The organism is Sandarakinorhabdus sp. (genome assembly GCF_040398645.1).
Taxonomy (GTDB): Bacteria; Pseudomonadota; Alphaproteobacteria; order Sphingomonadales; family Sphingomonadaceae; genus Sandarakinorhabdus.
Genome location: NZ_JBBATR010000005.1, coordinates 3075 through 20412, shown reverse-complemented (window position 1 = coordinate 20412; position 17338 = coordinate 3075). Strand labels below are relative to the sequence as shown.

Sequence of the window (17338 nt, the reverse complement as noted above, 5' to 3'; positions counted from 1 at the left end):
CGCGCAGTGCAGATCCGTCAGCCGTTGCTGCGATTGGGCGGCCGGCGGGCCGTGTGCGGGCGCTGAGGTGATGGGCGCGGCGCTGACAGGCGCTGCGGCGAAGGGCGTTCCTGGGGTGGGCCATTGGCCGGGATGATCTCGATCTGATCTTCGGCGCTGCGGCCTTGGCGGGTGGCGTGGCGTTTTAAGGCGACCACGAAGCGTTCGGCCATTTCCGGCGCGATTTCCACCAGTGTTTCGGATGGCAGGATGCGGATCGCGCCAATATCGGGCTTGGTCACGCCGCCGCGCCGGCACAGCAGCGGGATGATCCAGCGCGGATCGGCATTCTGGCGGCGGCCGACATCCAGCCGGAACCACACGCCCCCGCCCTCTACAGACGCGCCACCGTGGCGCATGCCGGGCATGTCATCGCCGAGGCCTTCATCATTGCCGCGCCGGCCCGCACCGGGCTGGGCACGTTCGCGGGCCATTGGCGCGCCGGCATCCACCAGTTCTTCCACTTGCGGCAGCCTGGCGCGGTGCATGCGCACCAACGCCGATGCGATTTCGTCAACGCCGTGCCGCGTCAGCAATTCCTCGCCCAGCCGCTTGTCATCGTCATCCAGCGCGCCGATGCCTTCGCCGATGCTGATCAGCAGCCGGTCCCGGTCTTGCGCATTGATGCTTTCGGCGGTGGGCACTTTCACCCATTCGGCTTTGATGCCGGCGCCGGTGAGCATGCGTTCCACGCGGCGGCGGGCTGGATAGGGCACGACCACTACAGCGGTGCCCTTGGCCCCGGCGCGGCCGGTGCGGCCGGAACGGTGCTGCAAGGTTTCGGCATCGCGCGGCACTTCAACATGGATGACCAGCGACAAGCCGGGCAGATCGATGCCGCGCGCGGCCACATCGGTGGCGACGCACAGGCGGGCGCGGCGATCACGCAGCGCTTGCAGGGCTTGGTTGCGTTCGGATTGGCTGTGTTCGCCCGACAGCGCCACGGCGGCAAAACCGCGTTCGGTCAGGCTGGCGTGCAAGCGGCGCACATTGTCCCGGGTGGCGCAAAACAGCAATGCGGTGGGCGGTTCGTGGAAGCGCAACAGGTTCACGACCGCCGATTCGATATCAGCCGGGCTGACCGCAACACATTGATAGGCAATATCGGCATGGGCGCTGCTGCGGCCGGCTGTGGCAAGGCGCAGGGCATTTTTCTGATAATCACGGGCCAGTTCGGCGATGCCCTTGGGCATGGTTGCCGAAAACATCAGGGTGCGGCGCGCCGGCGGCGCAGCATCCAGTATTTCCTCAAGATCCTCGCGAAAGCCCATATCGAGCATTTCATCGGCTTCATCGAGCACGATGACCTTGCATTGATCGAGCAGCAGCGCGCCGCGTTCAAGGTGATCGCGCAGGCGGCCAGGTGTTCCGACCACGATGTGCGCGCCGGCTGAAAGGGTGCGCCGTTCCACGCTTTGGTTCATGCCGCCTACGCAGGTGGCGATGCGGCCGCGCGCCGGCTGATACAGCCAAGCCAGCTCGCTGGCCACTTGCAACGCCAGTTCCCGGGTTGGCGCGATCACCAATGCCTGTGGCCGGCCGGGCGGGGCCAGCACCGGCGCATCGCCCAGCAGATCGGCGGCCATGGCCAGCCCAAACGCCACCGTCTTACCGGAGCCTGTTTGCGCCGAAACCAGCAAATCACGTCCGTTCGCTTCGTCGGCGATCACGGCAGTCTGGACAGGGGTGAGTTCTTCGTAGCCGCGGGCAGCGATGGCTTGGGCCAGCGGCGCCGGCAAATTTTCAATCATCATCGCGGGCCTATGGCCCAAAATGCGGCGAAAGGCGAATCAGTCGTGAAATATTGCCATAAGACGGATGCCCGACCGGCATTCCGGTGGACAGCGCTGCTGCCCACCGGATTGAGGCTGCTTCAATAAACTTCGAACAGGCCGGCAGCGCCCATGCCGCCGCCGACGCACATGGTGACCACGACATATTTCACGCCGCGGCGCTTGCCTTCGATCAAGGCGTGGCCGGTGCACCGAGCGCCGGTCATGCCATAAGGGTGGCCAACGGAGATCGAACCGCCGTTGACGTTGAGGATTTCGGGATCAATGCCCAGCACATCGGCGCAGTGCAGCACCTGCACGGCAAAGGCTTCGTTGAGTTCCCACAGGCCGATATCGTTCATGGTCAAGCCGTTGGCTTTCAGCAGCTTGGGGATGGCATAGATCGGGCCGATGCCCATTTCATCAGGCTCCAGGCCGGCCACGGCCATGCCGCGATAGGCGCCCAGCGGGGTGAGGCCGCGGCGCACGGCTTCGCCGGCTTCCATCAACACGCTGGCCGATGCGCCGTCCGACAATTGGCTGGCATTGCCGGCGGTGATCACGCCGCCTTCGATTACCGGCTTCAGGCCCTTCAGGCCATCCAGCGTGGTTTCCGGGCGGTTGCCTTCGTCCTTGCTCAGGGTGATTTCGTGGTGGGTGACCTCCTTGGTCTCCTTGTTGACCATCGCCATGGTGGCGGTCATTGGCACGATCTCGGCATCGAACTTGCCGGCGGCCTGCGCAGCGGCGGTGCGCATCTGACTTTGGAAGCCATATTCATCCTGGCGATCCCGGCTGACATTATAGCGTTTGGCCACGATTTCAGCGGTTTGGAGCATCGGCATATAGACGGCCGGATGCATCGCTACCAGGCTGGGATCGCCCCCCACGCGCATCTTGTCGTTCTGAACCATCGAAATCGAATCGACGCCGGCACCGATGGCAATGGTCATGCCATCAACGATGATCTGCTTGGCCGCAGTGGCGATCGACATCACGCCCGACGAGCATTGCCGGTCAATCGATTGGCCCGACACAGTGACCGGAAGGCCAGCACGCAGCAGCGCGGTGCGGGCAATATTGCCGCCCTGCACGCCCTGCTGCAGCGCGCAGCCCATCACGACATCATCAACTTCGCCGCCATCGATGCCAGCGCGCTTGACGGCGTGGGCGATGGCATGACCGGCCAAGGTTGGCGACGGCGTGGCATTGAAAGCACCGCGATAGGCGCGGCCAATCGGGGTGCGGGCAGTGGAAACAATAACAGCTTCACGCATGGGACTATCCTTCTGGCTGTCCCCTCTCCCGTCCGGGGAGAGGGAGGGACCCGCGCTCGCAGAGCGTGGGAGGGTTAGGGTGGGTATTAACCGACGTACTGCAAAGTCAGCCATTCCGCAGCGAGTGCAGGCTTGGCTTCGCCTTCAATTTCAACGGCCACATTGGTGGTGGTCTGCCACGCGCCATCCTGGCGCTGCGAGACGTCGGCGATGGTAAAGCGGCCGCGGATCTTGCTGCCCGATTTCACCGGCGCCATGAACCGCACCTTGTTGAGCCCATAGTTCACACCCATGCGCGTGCCCTTGATGCCCGGCATCGCCTGATAGGCCATAACGCTGAGCAGGCTGAGCGTGAGATAACCGTGGGCAATGGTGGTGCCAAACGGTGTTTGCGCCGCGAGCTCGGGGTTTACGTGGATGAACTGGTGATCGCCGGTCACAGCGGCAAAAGCATCGATCTTGTCCTGCGGCACTTCGATCCAGTCCGACACGCCCACTTCGGTGCCGGCCAGCGCGCGAAATTCGTCAAGCGTCAGGCTTTTTGCGGCCATGATTGTCACTCCCCACCCATATTTAATCGCAACTTAGGCCCCGGCTGACAAACACGTCAAGCCACCAGAATGATGGTGAACGCGATGTCGTTAACCTTTTATTGAGATTTACTGAAATTTAACGATTACTTAAAGGGAAGTCCTCAGCCCGGTGCCCCCCCCCGGATCACCTTAAGAAGGATAGATGATGCGCTTCCCCCTTTCCGCAATTGCACTTGCTGCCGTTTTTGCCGCTGCGCCGGTTTGCGCCGCCACCTTGATCAGCACGCCCGGTGCGCCCGATCCCGGCCCGTTTTCCGGTCAAAGGGCCGTGGTGACATTTGATGCGCCCAATGCAGCCGGCTTCACTTGGGCCAGCATGCCGGCCGTTCGCACGGGAACCCGTCAGGGCACCGCTGCTGCGCCTGCAGGCGTGGCAAACATGTTCGGCTTTGTGTCGGGCTCCAACAACCGTCCCGGCGTTGCCCGGCTTAACACACGGGCATTGCGCTCGCTCAGCCTGTATTGGGGTTCCGTGGATGCCTACAACAGCGTCCGCCTGTTTGGTCAAAGCGGCAATCTTCTTGCCAGCTTCAGCGGCAGCCAATTGCCGTTTTCCAATGGCGATCAGCTGTTGGCGCGCACCAACCGCCGGGTTGGCTTTGTTGCGGCGCCAAACGCCTTCATTCACGCGGTGGAATTCCGTTCGACCGGTGTGGCGTTCGAATTCGACACGATTGCCGCCAATGCGGTCCCGGAACCGGCCAGCTGGCTGATGCTCATCGCCGGCTTTGGCATGGTCGGCGCGGTTGCACGCCGCCGCGAGCAACGGGCCACCGGCCTTGCGGCTGCGGTTGCTGCCTGAACGCATGTGCGGCGCTTGCTGCATAACTTGAGGTGACGCCTTGACAGGGGCGCGGTAAACAGCGGCTATGAACGCACTTCATGACCCTGCCCGAACCGCGATGCGCGATTTGCACCGCGCCCCTGAACCAGCCGTGCTGGCCAGCCTACTGCCGGCGGCCACACTTGATCCCGCTACCCGTGCTGCGGTGGAAAACCGGGCGCTTGGCCTGCTGGCCGATCTGCGCGCGGCACAAGGGTCCGGCTGGGTCAATCGCTTCTTGCAGCAATATCGCCTGAACACCGCCGAGGGCGTGGCACTGCTCAGTCTGGCCGAAGCGTTTTTGCGGGTGCCGGATGCCACGACTGCCGATTTGCTGATTCGCGACAAATTGGGCGCGCCCGACTGGTCCGGCCATCTTGGGGACTCGGATTCCGCGCTGGTCAACAGCGCAACCTGGGGCCTGGTGATCACCCGCGCCGTGGTGGGCGAAGAAGGCCGCGCCAGCGTGCTGCGCCGGCTGATTGCCCGCGCCGGGGAGCCGTTCGTGCGCCAAGGCGTGGGCGCGGCTATGCGGCTGATGGGCCAGGTGTTCGTTATGGGCCGCACCATCGAAGAAGCCCTGGCCCGCGCCGGTGACAAGGACAATCGCGGCTTTACCGCGAGCTTTGATATGCTGGGGGAGGCCGCACGCACCGCCGATGACGGCCAACGCTATTTTGCAAGCTACAGTGCTGCAATTCGCGCCGTGGGCAAAGATGCGGCGCGCAGCAACGCCGACATGTTTGGCCGCCATTCGATTTCAGTGAAATTGTCGGCGCTGCACCCGCGTTATGAAACGGCACACGCTGCCATCTGTGTGCCCGAACTGACTGAAATGCTGCACCAATTGGCGGATATCGCCGCACAGTCCGGCATCGGCCTGACCGTGGACGCCGAAGAACAAGACCGGCTGGACATGAGCCTCGAGATCATTGCCGCCGTTGCGAGCCGGCCGCGCGCCAACAACAGCGGCGATGGCGTATGGAACGGGCTGGGCATGGCGGTGCAAGCCTATGGCAAACGCGCGCGCAGCGTGATTACCTGGGCCGGAGATCTGGCCGGGACAACCGGCACACAATTGGCCGTGCGGCTGGTAAAGGGCGCCTATTGGGACAGCGAGATCAAGCGCGCGCAGGAACAGGGCCTGAGCGATTATCCGCTGTTCACCCGCAAGGCCGCCACCGATGTGTCCTATATGGCCTGCGCGCGCGACATGCTGGCAGATCCGCGGCTGTATCCGGCCTTTGCTACCCACAATGCCCTGACCGTCGCCACCATCCTGGAATGGGCGAAGGCCGCTGACCGCAGCGATTTTGAATTTCAGCGCCTGCACGGAATGGGCGAAGGCCTGTTCGAGCGCATGGTGCAGGACGAAGGCTTGCGCTGCCGCACCTATGCCCCGGTGGGCGGGCACCGCGATCTGCTGGCCTATCTGGTGCGCCGCCTGCTGGAGAACGGCGCCAACAGCAGCTTTGTGCACCAGTTGGCCGATGAAAATGTGTCCGATGCGAGCTTGTTGGCCGATCCAGCGCTTCGAATCGCAGCAGTGGCAGGCGCGCCACATCCATCGATCCCGCTGCCTGCGGCCTTGTATGGCAACGAGCGTATCAACAGCACCGGGATTGATCTGGGCGATGCGCAAACATTGGCCGCAATCGCTGCGCATGTGGCCGGTTATGTGCTGCCGGTCGCACCCACGCCAACCGGCGATGTGGCCGCCGTGTTAGCGGCCGCACACGCCGCCTTTGCCGGCTGGGCGCGCACCGATGTGGCCGCGCGCGCCGCCGTGCTGGACCGGCTGGCCGATCTGCTGGAGCGCGACCGCGCCGATCTGATCGCGGCGCTGGTCATCGAGGCCGGCAAGACCATCCCCGATGCTCAGGCCGAAGTGCGCGAGGCCGTGGATTTCTGCCGCTATTATGCGGTGCAGGCGCAGGCCATCATAGTGCCCACCCTGCTGCCCGGCCCCACCGGCGAACGCAATGAACTGCGTCTGGCCCCGCGCGGCGTGTTTGCCGCCATCGCGCCGTGGAATTTCCCTTTGGCGATTTTTCTGGGCCAAGTGGCCGCTGCCGTGGTGGCCGGCAACAGCGTGGTCGCCAAGCCAGCGCCGCAAACGCCGGTGATCGCCGCCATGGCGCGTGCGCGGGCGCTGGAAGCCGGAATGCCGGCCGGCGTGTTCGGGCTGGTCATCGGCGGCGGCGATGTCGGCGATGCACTGGTGCGTGATGTGCGCATCATGGGCGTGGTGTTCACCGGATCAACCGCCACTGCGCGCCGCATCGCCCGCGCGTTGCTGGATGACGATCGCCGGCCGCTGGTGCCGCTGATCGCCGAAACCGGCGGCATTAATGCCATGATCGTCGATTCCACCGCGCTGACCGAGCAGGTGGTTGCCGATGTGGTCACATCGGCATTTCGGTCAGCCGGGCAGCGTTGTTCGGCGTTGCGGCTGCTGCTGGTGCAAGAAGACGTGGCCGATTCCACGCTGGCCATGCTGAAAGGCGCGATGGATTGCCTGGTAATGGGGCCGCCGGGCGATCCCGCCACCGATGTTGGCCCGGTGATCGATGCCGCCGCCTACGAACGCCTGGAAACCTACCGCCAATCTCAGCGCGCGCGCTGGGTACATGCCCTGCCCGCCGCGCAGGCCGGCATCGTGCCGCCCACCATCATCAGGATCGACCGGCCAGCCGATCTGCACAGCGAATGGTTCGGGCCGATCCTGCATGTCGCAACGTGGCAAGCCGGCAAGCTCGCCGAAACCGTCGCAGCTGTGAACGCGCTGGGCTATGGCCTGACCATGGGCCTGCACAGCCGCATCGCCAGCGCGGCAGCCGAGGTTGCGGCGCTGGCCGAGGTTGGCAATCTTTATGTCAATCGCTCGATGATCGGCGCGGTGGTGGGCAGCCAGCCATTTGGCGGCGAAGGCCTGTCCGGCACTGGCTTCAAGGCCGGCGGGCCGCATTATCTCTATCGCTTCCTCACCGAACGCACGATTTCCACCGACACCACCAGCGCCGGCGGCAATGCGTCACTGCTCAGCATCGAGGATATCGGCTGAACCGGCATTGCCGGCAGGCGATATTGTGCGTACGCGCGCAAAATGAGCATCATCCAGCCGATCACTGCCGTTCTGCCGCAGCCGATACCGCGGCCCCGCCGCAATTGGCCCGCTGCCTTTGCTGCCCTGCGCCGCCTGCTGGCCGACAAGGACAGCACCGGCGAGGTGTTCAACATTATGGCCGCCCTGAACGGCAACGCCAGCTGGGCCGCCTATTACCGCCTGCTCACCACAGTCGAAGGCGGGCAACTGGCCTACAGGCGCGAGGAAATCGCGGTGCTGCTGTCAGATCGGGCATGGCTGGCGACGCTGCCGGCTGACAGCCTGGGCCGGGCCTATCTGAACCATGTCGAAGGCAGCAATATTTCCGCCGAAGGCCTGATCGCGGTTTCATCGCATGTGATGCGCGGTGGGGATCATCCGGTGGCGTGGTTTGGCCGGCGCATCCGCGATGTGCACGATTTGTGGCACGTGCTGGCCGGCTATGGCACCGATGCGCTTGGTGAAGCGTGCTTGGTGGCATTTTCTTTCAAGCAGACCGGCGCGCTCGGCTGGGGCTTCATCGCTGCCGGCGCCGCGCTCAAAAGCCGTTCAGCGCCGGAGCGTCAGCCCTATGCCCGCGCGATTTTCGAAGGCTGGCAGCGCGGCCGCCGCAGCGCCTGGCTCGGCCAATTGGACTATGCCGCGTTGCTGCCGCAGCCCTTGGATGCCGTGCGCGCCAGCCTTGGCCTGACACCGCCGCGGATTTACGACAGCATTCCGATGCACGCGCGGCTGGGGGCCATCCCCAAATCGGCCAACGCCTGACGCCAGCCTCAATTCGCGCTGGGATCGATCAAGCGTCCGTCAGGTGCAGCGGTAAAATTGGTGGTTGAGGGATAGGCAAAATCGACGCCCATTTCGCGCATGCGGCGAATGACACCAAAGCCCACGGCCTGCCGCGCCGCCAGCATCGCCGCCAGATCCGGCACGGTCACGAAAAACACCAGTTCGAAATCCAGACTGAACGCGCCAAAGCCGGTGAACACGGCGCGATCAAACCGGCAATCGGGCTGCGCTGCCACAATCGCTTCCAATTCGCGCGGCAGCGCCGCCAGCACATCAGGGTGCAGTTGATAGACAAAACGCAGATTGAACAGCACGCGCCGTTCCTCGATCCGGCGCAGATTGGCGACTTGCTGCTCCAGCAGCTTGGTGTTGGCCATCACCAGTTGTTCACCGGAAATTGCCCGGATGCGCGTGGTTTTCAGGCCGATATGCTCCACGGTGCCCACTGAATTGCCATAGCTGATGGTGTCGCCCACCCGAAACGGCCGATCGAACAATATCGCCAGCGCCGCAAACAGATCGGAAAAAATGCCCTGCGCCGCCAGGCCGATAGCAATGCCGCCCACGCCCAGCCCGGCAACCAGCGCGGTGACATTCACGCCCAGATTGTCGAGGATCAGAATGCCGGCCAACAGCCATACGACCACATTGACCAGCACGGTGATCACGCCCACCGCGCTGCCCAGTGCGGCGCTGTCCTGATTGTCGGCAACGATGCGGCGCTGCACCGCAAACAGCACCAGCGCCCGCAGCCACAGCGCGCCCTGCACCGCCAGTGCAATGGTGAAGATATTCTCCACCAGGCGCAGCAGCGGCCCCGGCATCAGCGCCACATGGGTGGCGGCATCCAGCCCGGCGGCCACCACAAACAGCAGCAAGGTGCGATCGGCAATGCCGCGCACCACCCCGCGCCAGCCGGCGCCATCCGCCGGACACAGGCGGCGCACCGCAAGCAGCAGCAATTGCAGGCCGGCAATCACCGCCACCCCAACGCCGGCCCCCAGCAGCGCATCGGCGCTGTCCTGGGCAATCCAGCGTATGGTTTCATCGACCACGCCGTTCAGTTTGGCGCCGGCGCTGCCGATCGGGTCCAGCATCAGGCCGCAGGCTCCGCAAGAGCCGGCGCCAGCCAGGCCGGGCGGCGCATGGTCACCGGCGCAGCGCCCAGAAACAGCGGGCCGGCCGCAGCCTCCAGCCGCAAATGCGCAATGGCGTGATCGCCATTGCGGCTGCGCAGCTTGCCCGCCGCGCGGCCATCACCATCGTTCACCTCCACGGCGTCGCCGGGATCGCCAGCGATGGTGATCGGCACCAGCCGCCTGCGCACCTTGTCACGGTGGTGCATGCGGGCGGTGTTTTCCTGGCCAACATAACAGCCCTTGGTAAAGCTGACCCCGTTCAGCAGATCGGCGCCGGTTTCCAGCCACAGCAATTCATCGCTGCCAATATCGGCGCTGTCGGGCACACCCACGGCGTGGCGGTGCACATCATAGCCAGCAGAATCGGCATCAATTCTGCTGGCAGCGCCGATCCAGCGCGCGCCCAGCGCCGGGTCACGCGCATCGGGGGTTTTTTCGGCAATGGCGCTGTCATCCCAGCCAGCCAGCACGGCCAGATCATCGCGGCGCGCCAGCGTGACTGCCTTGCGCAGCTTGTACATGCTCAGGCGTTTGAGCAGCGCATCGGCCTTGGCCGCGGCCACATCGATGAACATCATATCGTCATCGCCAGCGTGCAGGTGAAAATCGAACAAGGCCTTGCCCTGCGGTGACAATAGCCCTGCAAACAGCGACCTACCCGGCGCCAGCAACGCCGCGTCATGGGTGATCAGCCCCTGCAAGAACGCAAGGGCATCGGCTCCCGCCACAGCCAGAACAGTGCGATCATCAAGAGAAACCATGGTCATCCCTTCCAGATAGGCTGCGCCGCGCTGCCTGCCAATGGCGCTGCATGCGATGGCCGGCTGCATATCCCTGCTCAGCGCTTGACTTTGGGCAGGCATTTGCGCATTGGGCTGTCCTTCGCCGCGCCGGCCTTGGCCGATGCATGGCATATCAATATTGCGGAAACTGGAATCATGGCCAAGCCGACCACCATCAAGATCAAGCTCGTGTCCACTGCCGACACTGGCTATTATTATGTCACCAAGAAAAACCCGCGCACCAAGACCGAAAAGCTTTTGTTCCGCAAGTATGATCCGGTCGTCCGCAAGCATGTGGATTTCAAGGAAGCCAAGATCAAGTAAGCGCGTTCGCGCCTGCTTGATGACATGAAGGGGCTGGCGGCAACGCCGGCCCTTTTCGTTTGCCAGCGCCTTGGCCCCCTACCCGCGACACCTCGGTCCGGCAACACCGCTTGGCAGCCCAGGCCACAGCCGGTAGGCAGGGACGCGAAAGGTGTTTGCTGTGGCCCTGCGCGACTCCCCTCCTCCTGCCGAACCGGCGGTGCTGGCGCTGATGGTGCTCGCGCACGTGGCTGGCGATGATGTGATGGGGCCGCGCTTCCTGGATTTGACCGGCATGGACAGCGCCTCGCTGCGCGCACAGGCCGATCAGCCCGAAACACTGGCGGCGGTGCTGGGATATCTGATGGCAAACGAACATGATCTCGTCGCCACCGCCGACGCCATCGGCGTAAAGCCCGAGGCGTTGGCACTTGCGGCTCGCAAACTGGGGAGTGACTGGTGAAGGCGCGTCCGCTCATTGTTTCAGATTGTGATGGTGTGCTGCTGCACTTCATCGCGCCATTCATCGATTATCTACGCGAGGTGCACGATCTGACCTTGTCGCTCGTCACGCCGATGCTCACCGGCAATATCAAGCTTGCCGATGGCAGCACCATGCCGGCGGGAGATTTCCCACCGCTTCTCGATGGCTTTTTCGCCGATTGGATGCACAATCAGCATCCGATCGCGGGCGCGGCCAGCGCGCTGGAGCACCTCGCCAAGGATTGCGATATCGTCGTGCTGACCAACATCGCCGATCATCATGCGCAGCGCCGCACGCATGAACTGGCGCGGCTGGGCATGCCCTATCGCGTGATCGGCAACAAAGGCGGCAAGGGTGAGCCGCTTAAGAAACTGCTCGATGAATTCCAGCCCTCAGAAGCCATCTTTATCGATGATCTGCCGCCCAATCACACATCGGTGATGGCGCATGCGCCGCACGTGCACCGCCTGCACATGGTTGCCGAGATCGAGGTGCGCCATCTGATCCCGCAATCACCCGATGCCCATGCCCGCCACGACGATTGGCCGGCGATGCTGGCGCATATCGAAACCATCCTGAAAGGCTAAGCCCATGACTCCCGAGCAAAAACTGGTTGATCTCGGCATCACCCTGCCCTCCGCGGCGCCGCCGGCAGCCAATTATGTGCCCACCGTGATCAGCGGCAAGCTGCTGCACATCAGCGGCCAGATCCCGTTTGCGGCCGATGGCAGCCTGATGAAGGGCCGGCTGGGTGACACGGTGGATGTGGCGTTCGGGCAAGCCGCAGCGGCGCGCTGCGCCGTCGGCCTGATTGCGCAGATGAAGCTGGCGCTGGGTGATCTGGGCCGGGTGACGCGCGTGGTGAAACTGGGCGTGTTTGTCGCGTCGCACCCCGATTTTACCGATCAGCCCGAAGTGGGCAACGGCGCATCCGATCTCATGGTCGCGGTGTTTGGCGATGCCGGCCGCCATGCCCGCGCCGCGGTGGGCGTGGCCGTGCTGCCGCGCGGCGTGGCCGTGGAAGTGGACGCGGTTGTCGAGATCGCCTGATGGCTGATGCATGGCAAGTGCGCGTTGCCGGCGCGGCCAGCGAAATTGCGTTGGCCGATTGGAACGCCTGCGCCGGTCCAGCTAACCCCTTCGCACAGGCTGAATTTTTCCGCGCGCTGGAGCAATCGGGCAGCGCCAGCGTGCGCACTGGATGGCAGCCGGTGCATCTGGTGGCCGATGGGGATGATGGCACCCCGGCCGGCATCATGCCGCTGTATCTCAAGACCCACAGCCAGGGCGAATATGTGTTCGATCATGGCTGGTCGGATGCCTTTGAGCGCGCCGGCGGGCGCTATTACCCCAAGTTGCAGGCGGCGTTTCCGTTCACGCCGGCGACGGGCCCGCGCCTGCTGCTGCGTGATCCAGCTTCTGGCCCGGCGCTGATTGCGGCCGTTCAGCAGATCACCGCCAGCAACGGCTTTTCCAGTGCCCACGCCACGTTCATCACCCCGGAGCAGCAGGCGTTGTTTCAGGATGCCGGCTGGCTGATGCGCACGGGCGAGCAATTTCATTGGCAAAACAATGGCTACGGCGAATTTGCCGATTTTCTCGGCGCGCTGTCGTCCGCCAAGCGCAAGCAGATCCGCAAGGAACGCGAAAAGGCGCTGGCTGGCCTGGAGATCGTCCATCTGACCGGCGCTGCGATTACGGAAAGCCACTGGGATGCGTTCTGGACCTTCTATCAGGATACCGGCGCCCGCAAATATGGCCGGCCCTATCTAACCCGTTCATTTTTCAGCCTTATCAGCGCGGCGATGGGGGACCGGGTGCTGCTGATGCTGGCGCTGCGCGGCGGTCAGCCGATTGCCGGCGCGCTCAATTTCATTGGCGATGAATGCCTGTATGGCCGCTATTGGGGCGCCACCGAAGATGTGCCGTGCCTGCATTTTGAGCTTTGCTATTATCAGGCCATCGAATGGGCGATCCTGAACGGCCGATCCCGCGTTGAGGCCGGCGCACAAGGCGCGCACAAATTGGCGCGCGGCTATCGGCCGACTCCAGTGATTTCAGCGCATTTCATTCCCGATCCCAATTTCAACCGCGCGATTGCCGATTATCTGGCGCGTGAAACCCGCGCTGTCATCGACGAAATAGAATATCTGGATAGCCATGCGCCATTCAGGCGCGCGCAAGGTTGAATTGTGGTAATATACCGCCATGCGAATCGCGTTTGTCTTGGCGGCACTTGTTGCTGTTCCTGCCGCCACCACCGAAGTGGTGCGTCTCAGCCCGGCTGAACGTGATGCCGTCTTGAGCGCAGCTGCCCGTGGGCCGGAGCGGGCCGCGGTGTTGACCCCTGAACGCTTCGTGCGCCCCTCCTTGATCGATCGGTCGTTGTATCCGGAAGCGCTTGGCCGCGCCGCCGCGCCCGGCCGCAAGGTGCACGGCGAGGTGTCGGTATTTGCCGGCACGGGCGGCCTGTTCGGCATGTCCGGGACAGCCGTTGTGCCAATTGGCGACAGCGGCACGGCGGCGATTTCCGTGCTGCAGGGCAGCAGCCGCTGGGGCGGTGTGCAAGGGTTGAACTTTGGCTATGCCTCTGGCAATGCACGAAATAACGTGTCAGCTGGTGGCAGTTTTGTGGGCCTTGGTGGCAGTCCGCTGGGCTTTGGTGCCAGCCCGCTGGGCTTTGGTGACGGCGCGCTGGGCTTTGGTGACAGCTGGAATGGCCCTTATGGCGCAGGCAGGATCGGCCGCAGGATCGGGCCGCCGCGCCGCCGCTGAAACGCCGCTAAAGCGCGATATTGTCGATCAGCCGGGTCTTGCCGATCACTGCGGCCGCCAGCAGCCGCGCGCCCGTTGCCGGCGTCCCCAGGCTGTGCAGGGTTTCGCCGTCGGCCAGCTCAAAATAATCGATGCTGCCAAAACCAGCCCCTTTCAGGCGGCGGCTGCCCGCTGCCAGTGCTGCCGCCACCGGCAGGCCCGACAGGATGGCCCCCCGCGCCGCGATTAGTGCCTGCGGCAATGCCAGCGCCGCGGCGCGTTCATCGGCGGACAGATAGGCATTGCGGCTGGACAGCGCCAGGCCATCGGTGTCGCGCACGATCCCGCAGCCGGTGATCTGGGTGCCGATATCCAGATCGGCCGCCATCCGCCGGATGATCGCCAGTTGCTGCCAATCCTTTTCGCCAAACACCGCAACATCGGCCTGGGCCGCGCTCAGCAGCTTGGCCACCACGGTTGCCACGCCATCGAAATGGCCGGGGCGCACCCGGCCGCACAGCAGATCGGGCAGGCCCGCCACCCGCACGAAACTGGCAAAGCCCGGCGGATACATGGTGGCGACATCGGGGGCATAGAGCAGGCTGCACCCGGCCCCGGCCAGCTTGGCGGCATCGCCGGCTTCGTCGCGGGGGTAGCGTTCCAGATCTTCGCCGGGGCCAAATTGCTTGGGATTGACGAAAATCGACGCCACGGCGACATCGGCCTGGTCAAGCCCCTTGGTCACCAGCGCGAGATGCCCGGCATGCAGCGCGCCCATGGTGGGCACCAGCGCCACCCGCTGGCCAGCGGCCTGCCACGCCCGGACACGGCCGCGCAATTCGGCGGGGGAGCGCACAATATCAAGCGGACAATCTTGGCTGGCGGTCATCGTTGCGTCACAGGGCTGGGCCATTGGCGTTGACAGGTGGAGCGCGCTGTGGGCGATACGGCCGGCAAGTGCAAGCTGCACCGCAAACAGGCTTCCGGAGTTGACGTGAGCGCACATCTGATCGTGCTGGCCAATGAAAAGGGCGGCACTGGCAAATCCACCACTGCGGTGCATATCGGCGTTGCGCTGGCGCTGGCCGGTCGGGCTACGGCCCTGATCGATCTGGACAGCCGGCAGCGCACATCCACCCGCTATCTGGAAAATCGCTGGCTGCATGCCCAGCGCCATGGCCTGACGCTGCCGGCGCCGGATGTGGCGGTGGTTGCCGATGGGGAAAACGCCGTGGCCGAACTGGCGCTGCGGCTGGAGCAGGCCAGTGGGCTGGATTTCATCGTGATCGATTCGCCGGGCCGCGATTCGGATCTGGCCCGCGCCGCCATGGCCCGCGCCGACACGCTGGTGACGCCGATCAACGACAGCTTTGTGGATTTCGATCTGATCGGCGAAGTCGAAGGCGAAAATTACACCGTCACCAAGCCGAGTTTCTATGCCGAACTGGTGTGGGAGGCCCGTACCCGCCGCGCCCGCAGCGAAGGCCGGCCGATGGACTGGGTGGTGCTGCGCAATCGCTTGTCCGCGCTGGATGCCCGCAACAAGCAGCGCGTGGGCGCCGCGCTGGAGGCCTTGTCACGCCGCGTGGGCTTTCGGGTGATGCCCGGCCTGTCGGAACGCGTGATTTTCCGCGAATTTTTCCCGCGCGGCCTCACCTTGCTCGATCGGGCGGCGATCGCGGAGTTTTCGCTGTCGCATGTCGCGGCGCGCGCCGAATTGCGGGCCTTGATCGCCGGGCTGAACCTTCCCGGTTTTGCGGAATTGCCAGCCTCATGAAAACGGCCTGATGCTCCTTGCGGTTCTGGCGGTGGCGGCGCTGGCATGGTGGCTGCACCGCGAAGGCGTGCTGCTGCCCAATCTGCTGCGGCTGGGCGGCGCGGCGGCGGCGGGCCTGCTGGCGTTTCGGCTGCTCACCAGCGGGCGGATCGTGCTGGCGCTGGCGGCGGCGGCGGCGGGCTTTGCGTGGTGGGCATGGTCCGGCAAAGCCAAGATCCTGCCCGCCAGCCGCGACATCGGCCAGACCCGGCAATTGGCCAGCGCTGCCAAACTGCTGGGTGTGCCGGCTGATGCAGGTTCCGATGTGATCTGGCAGGCCTGGCGGCGCGCAATGGCCACTGCCCATCCCGATGCCGGCGGTAGCGATGCCCAGGCCCAGGCCCTCACCGATGCGCGTGACCTGCTGGTGGCTGCTGCCGAAAAACGCCGCGAAACTGGCCGGTAGCGGCGCCAACAGCAACAATTGCCAAGCGCCTTTTGGCCGGGCATCAGGCCGGCACATCCCTGTTTTTACCGAGGATCATCATGGCCCACAAATTTCATCCGACCGCTCTGCGCGAATATGACATTCGCGGCATCGTGGGCGACAGCCTGACCGAAGCGGATGCGCAGGCCATTGGCCGCAGCTTTGGCACGGCGGTGCGGCGCGGCGGTGGGCGTGTGGTCACGCTGGGCCGCGATGGCCGCGTGTCTTCGCCGCTGCTGGCGGCGGCGGTGGCGCGCGGCCTGATGGCGGCGGGCTGCGATGTGATCGAAATCGGCCTGGGCCCCACGCCGATGCTGTATTTCAGCGTGTTTGAACTGAATGCCGATGCCGGCCTGATGGTGACCGGCAGCCACAATCCGCCCGACTGGAACGGCTGCAAGATGATGCTGAAGGATCGGCCCTTTTACGGCGCCGATATTCGCGGCATGGGCGAAATGGCAGCGGCCGGTGATTGGGAAACCGGAGACGGCAGTAGCAGCACGCTGGACATCATGGACCGCTATGTCGCGGCGCTGGCCCGCGATTTTAGCGGGCAGGCGTTCAACATTGCCTGGGATTGCGGCAATGGCGTTGCCGGGCCGGTGGTGGAAAAGCTGACACGCATCCTGCCCGGCACCCATCATTTGTTGTTCACGGATGTGGACGGCAATTTCCCCAATCATCACCCCGATCCCACGGTTGAGGCCAATCTGGCCGATCTGAAGCGCGTGGTGGCCGAGCAGGGCTGTGATTTTGGCGTGGCCTTTGATGGCGATGCGGACCGGATCGGCGCTGTCGATGGGCTGGGCCGCGTGGTGTGGGGCGATCAGCTGGTGTCCATATTGGCGGAGCCGGTGCTGGCCGCCTTGCCCGGCGCGACGATCATTGCCGATGTGAAGGCCAGCCAGGCGCTGTTTGATCGCATCAGCCAATTGGGCGGCACGCCGCTGATGTGGAAAACCGGCCACAGCCTGATCAAGGCCAAGATGAAAGAGGTTGATTGCCCGCTGGCCGGCGAAATGAGCGGCCATATCTTCTTCAAGCATCGCTGGTACGGCGTGGACGATGGCATTTTGGCGGCGGTGCGCCTGATCGAAGCCGTCAGCGCGCTGGGCGGATCGCTGACCGCGCTGAAATCGGCGATGCCGGCGCTGATCAACACGCCGGAATTGCGCTTTCAATCCAGCGAAGAGCGCAAGTTTCAAGTGGTTGCCGAAGTGCTGGCACGGCTGAAGGC

Annotated in this window: 18 protein-coding genes; 12 read left to right on the top strand and 6 right to left on the bottom strand. The window is 64.5% G+C overall.

What is annotated here, in order from left to right; translation table 11 throughout:
• Positions 1-17: 17 nt before the first annotated feature.
• From ABWP50_RS02170 to ABWP50_RS02160, 3 genes are all read right to left on the bottom strand, one after another.
• Complete coding sequence (locus tag ABWP50_RS02170; protein ID WP_353216348.1) at positions 18-1793, bottom strand: DEAD/DEAH box helicase; 1776 nt, start codon at positions 1791-1793, stop codon at positions 18-20.
• Positions 1794-1912: 119 nt separating this feature from the next.
• The gene (locus tag ABWP50_RS02165) at positions 1913-3088 is read right to left on the bottom strand and encodes an acetyl-CoA C-acyltransferase (RefSeq protein ID WP_353216347.1); all 1176 of its coding nucleotides are present in this window, start codon (positions 3086-3088) and stop codon (positions 1913-1915) included.
• Between the two features lie 86 nt (positions 3089-3174).
• Positions 3175-3639: a MaoC family dehydratase gene (locus ABWP50_RS02160; RefSeq protein ID WP_353216346.1), complete on the bottom strand. Its 465-nt coding sequence runs from the start codon at positions 3637-3639 to the stop codon at positions 3175-3177.
• A gap of 184 nt (positions 3640-3823) precedes the next feature.
• Between ABWP50_RS02160 and ABWP50_RS02155 the strand changes: the two genes are divergently transcribed.
• The 3 genes from ABWP50_RS02155 to ABWP50_RS02145 all read left to right on the top strand — a co-directional run bounded on the left by ABWP50_RS02155 (position 3824) and on the right by ABWP50_RS02145 (position 8375).
• Entirely contained in the window at positions 3824-4483 is a 660-nt protein-coding gene (locus ABWP50_RS02155) for an Npun_F0296 family exosortase-dependent surface protein (RefSeq protein ID WP_353216345.1), read from the top strand.
• Between the two features lie 67 nt (positions 4484-4550).
• On the top strand, positions 4551-7568 hold the full coding sequence (locus tag ABWP50_RS02150; RefSeq protein ID WP_353216344.1) for an L-glutamate gamma-semialdehyde dehydrogenase: 3018 nt from the start codon (positions 4551-4553) through the stop codon (positions 7566-7568).
• Positions 7569-7610: 42 nt separating this feature from the next.
• Complete coding sequence (locus ABWP50_RS02145; protein WP_353216343.1) at positions 7611-8375, top strand: Coq4 family protein; 765 nt, start codon at positions 7611-7613, stop codon at positions 8373-8375.
• An 8-nt stretch (positions 8376-8383) separates the two neighbouring features.
• Here ABWP50_RS02145 and ABWP50_RS02140 read toward each other — a convergent pair whose 3' ends face one another.
• Both ABWP50_RS02140 and ygfZ read right to left on the bottom strand, forming a co-directional pair.
• Complete coding sequence (locus tag ABWP50_RS02140) at positions 8384-9493, bottom strand: mechanosensitive ion channel family protein (RefSeq protein WP_353216342.1); 1110 nt, start codon at positions 9491-9493, stop codon at positions 8384-8386.
• Complete coding sequence (gene ygfZ, locus ABWP50_RS02135; RefSeq protein ID WP_353216341.1) at positions 9493-10302, bottom strand: CAF17-like 4Fe-4S cluster assembly/insertion protein YgfZ; 810 nt, start codon at positions 10300-10302, stop codon at positions 9493-9495. Before ygfZ ends, ABWP50_RS02140 begins: the two co-directional genes overlap by 1 nt.
• Before the next feature lie 171 nt (positions 10303-10473).
• On the opposite strand from ygfZ, the gene rpmG reads away from it, so the two are divergent.
• From rpmG to ABWP50_RS02105, 6 genes are all read left to right on the top strand, one after another.
• Positions 10474-10641, top strand: a complete 168-nt coding sequence (gene rpmG, locus ABWP50_RS02130; RefSeq protein ID WP_353216340.1) for a 50S ribosomal protein L33 — start codon at positions 10474-10476, stop codon at positions 10639-10641.
• Positions 10642-10792: 151 nt separating this feature from the next.
• Positions 10793-11083, top strand: a complete 291-nt coding sequence (locus ABWP50_RS02125; protein ID WP_353216339.1) for a DUF3572 family protein — start codon at positions 10793-10795, stop codon at positions 11081-11083.
• A complete protein-coding gene (locus ABWP50_RS02120; protein WP_353216338.1) occupies positions 11080-11691 on the top strand; it encodes an HAD family hydrolase in 612 nt (203 codons plus the stop codon). The genes ABWP50_RS02125 and ABWP50_RS02120 overlap by 4 nt, the downstream gene beginning before the upstream one ends.
• A 4-nt stretch (positions 11692-11695) precedes the next feature.
• A complete protein-coding gene (locus tag ABWP50_RS02115; RefSeq protein ID WP_353216337.1) occupies positions 11696-12154 on the top strand; it encodes a RidA family protein in 459 nt (152 codons plus the stop codon).
• Positions 12154-13293, top strand: a complete 1140-nt coding sequence (locus tag ABWP50_RS02110; RefSeq protein ID WP_353216336.1) for a GNAT family N-acetyltransferase — start codon at positions 12154-12156, stop codon at positions 13291-13293. The genes ABWP50_RS02115 and ABWP50_RS02110 overlap by 1 nt, the downstream gene beginning before the upstream one ends.
• Before the next feature lie 37 nt (positions 13294-13330).
• Positions 13331-13879, top strand: a complete 549-nt coding sequence (locus tag ABWP50_RS02105; RefSeq protein WP_353216335.1) for a hypothetical protein — start codon at positions 13331-13333, stop codon at positions 13877-13879.
• Between the two features lie 7 nt (positions 13880-13886).
• Here the strand turns inward: ABWP50_RS02105 and panC are convergent, their stop codons facing one another.
• Complete coding sequence (gene panC, locus ABWP50_RS02100; RefSeq protein WP_353216334.1) at positions 13887-14747, bottom strand: pantoate--beta-alanine ligase; 861 nt, start codon at positions 14745-14747, stop codon at positions 13887-13889.
• A 105-nt stretch (positions 14748-14852) separates the two neighbouring features.
• Here panC and ABWP50_RS02095 point away from each other — a divergent pair, with 105 nt between their 5' ends.
• The 3 genes from ABWP50_RS02095 to pgmG all read left to right on the top strand — a co-directional run.
• Positions 14853-15635, top strand: a complete 783-nt coding sequence (locus ABWP50_RS02095) for a division plane positioning ATPase MipZ (protein ID WP_353216333.1) — start codon at positions 14853-14855, stop codon at positions 15633-15635.
• Positions 15636-15645: 10 nt separating this feature from the next.
• Complete coding sequence (locus ABWP50_RS02090; RefSeq protein ID WP_353216332.1) at positions 15646-16080, top strand: hypothetical protein; 435 nt, start codon at positions 15646-15648, stop codon at positions 16078-16080.
• An 80-nt stretch (positions 16081-16160) separates the two neighbouring features.
• The coding region (gene pgmG / locus ABWP50_RS02085; protein ID WP_353216331.1) for a phosphoglucomutase/phosphomannomutase PgmG at positions 16161-17338 on the top strand (1178 nt) is incomplete at its 3' end.

Excerpts from the sequence above, each read along its gene's own strand:
- ABWP50_RS02170 (WP_353216348.1), bottom strand. The coding sequence starts at position 1,793 with ATGATGATTGAAAATTTGCCGGCGCCGCTGGCCCAAGCCATCGCTGCC.
- ABWP50_RS02165 (WP_353216347.1), bottom strand. The coding sequence starts at position 3,088 with ATGCGTGAAGCTGTTATTGTTTCCACTGCCCGCACCCCGATTGGCCGC.
- ABWP50_RS02160 (WP_353216346.1), bottom strand. The coding sequence starts at position 3,639 with ATGGCCGCAAAAAGCCTGACGCTTGACGAATTTCGCGCGCTGGCCGGC.
- ABWP50_RS02155 (WP_353216345.1), top strand. The coding sequence starts at position 3,824 with ATGATGCGCTTCCCCCTTTCCGCAATTGCACTTGCTGCCGTTTTTGCC.
- ABWP50_RS02150 (WP_353216344.1), top strand. The coding sequence starts at position 4,551 with ATGAACGCACTTCATGACCCTGCCCGAACCGCGATGCGCGATTTGCAC.
- ABWP50_RS02145 (WP_353216343.1), top strand. The coding sequence starts at position 7,611 with ATGAGCATCATCCAGCCGATCACTGCCGTTCTGCCGCAGCCGATACCG.
- ABWP50_RS02140 (WP_353216342.1), bottom strand. The coding sequence starts at position 9,493 with ATGCTGGACCCGATCGGCAGCGCCGGCGCCAAACTGAACGGCGTGGTC.
- ygfZ (WP_353216341.1), bottom strand. The coding sequence starts at position 10,302 with ATGACCATGGTTTCTCTTGATGATCGCACTGTTCTGGCTGTGGCGGGA.
- rpmG (WP_353216340.1), top strand. The coding sequence starts at position 10,474 with ATGGCCAAGCCGACCACCATCAAGATCAAGCTCGTGTCCACTGCCGAC.
- ABWP50_RS02115 (WP_353216337.1), top strand. The coding sequence starts at position 11,696 with ATGACTCCCGAGCAAAAACTGGTTGATCTCGGCATCACCCTGCCCTCC.
- ABWP50_RS02110 (WP_353216336.1), top strand. The coding sequence starts at position 12,154 with ATGGCTGATGCATGGCAAGTGCGCGTTGCCGGCGCGGCCAGCGAAATT.
- panC (WP_353216334.1), bottom strand. The coding sequence starts at position 14,747 with ATGACCGCCAGCCAAGATTGTCCGCTTGATATTGTGCGCTCCCCCGCC.
- ABWP50_RS02090 (WP_353216332.1), top strand. The coding sequence starts at position 15,646 with ATGCTCCTTGCGGTTCTGGCGGTGGCGGCGCTGGCATGGTGGCTGCAC.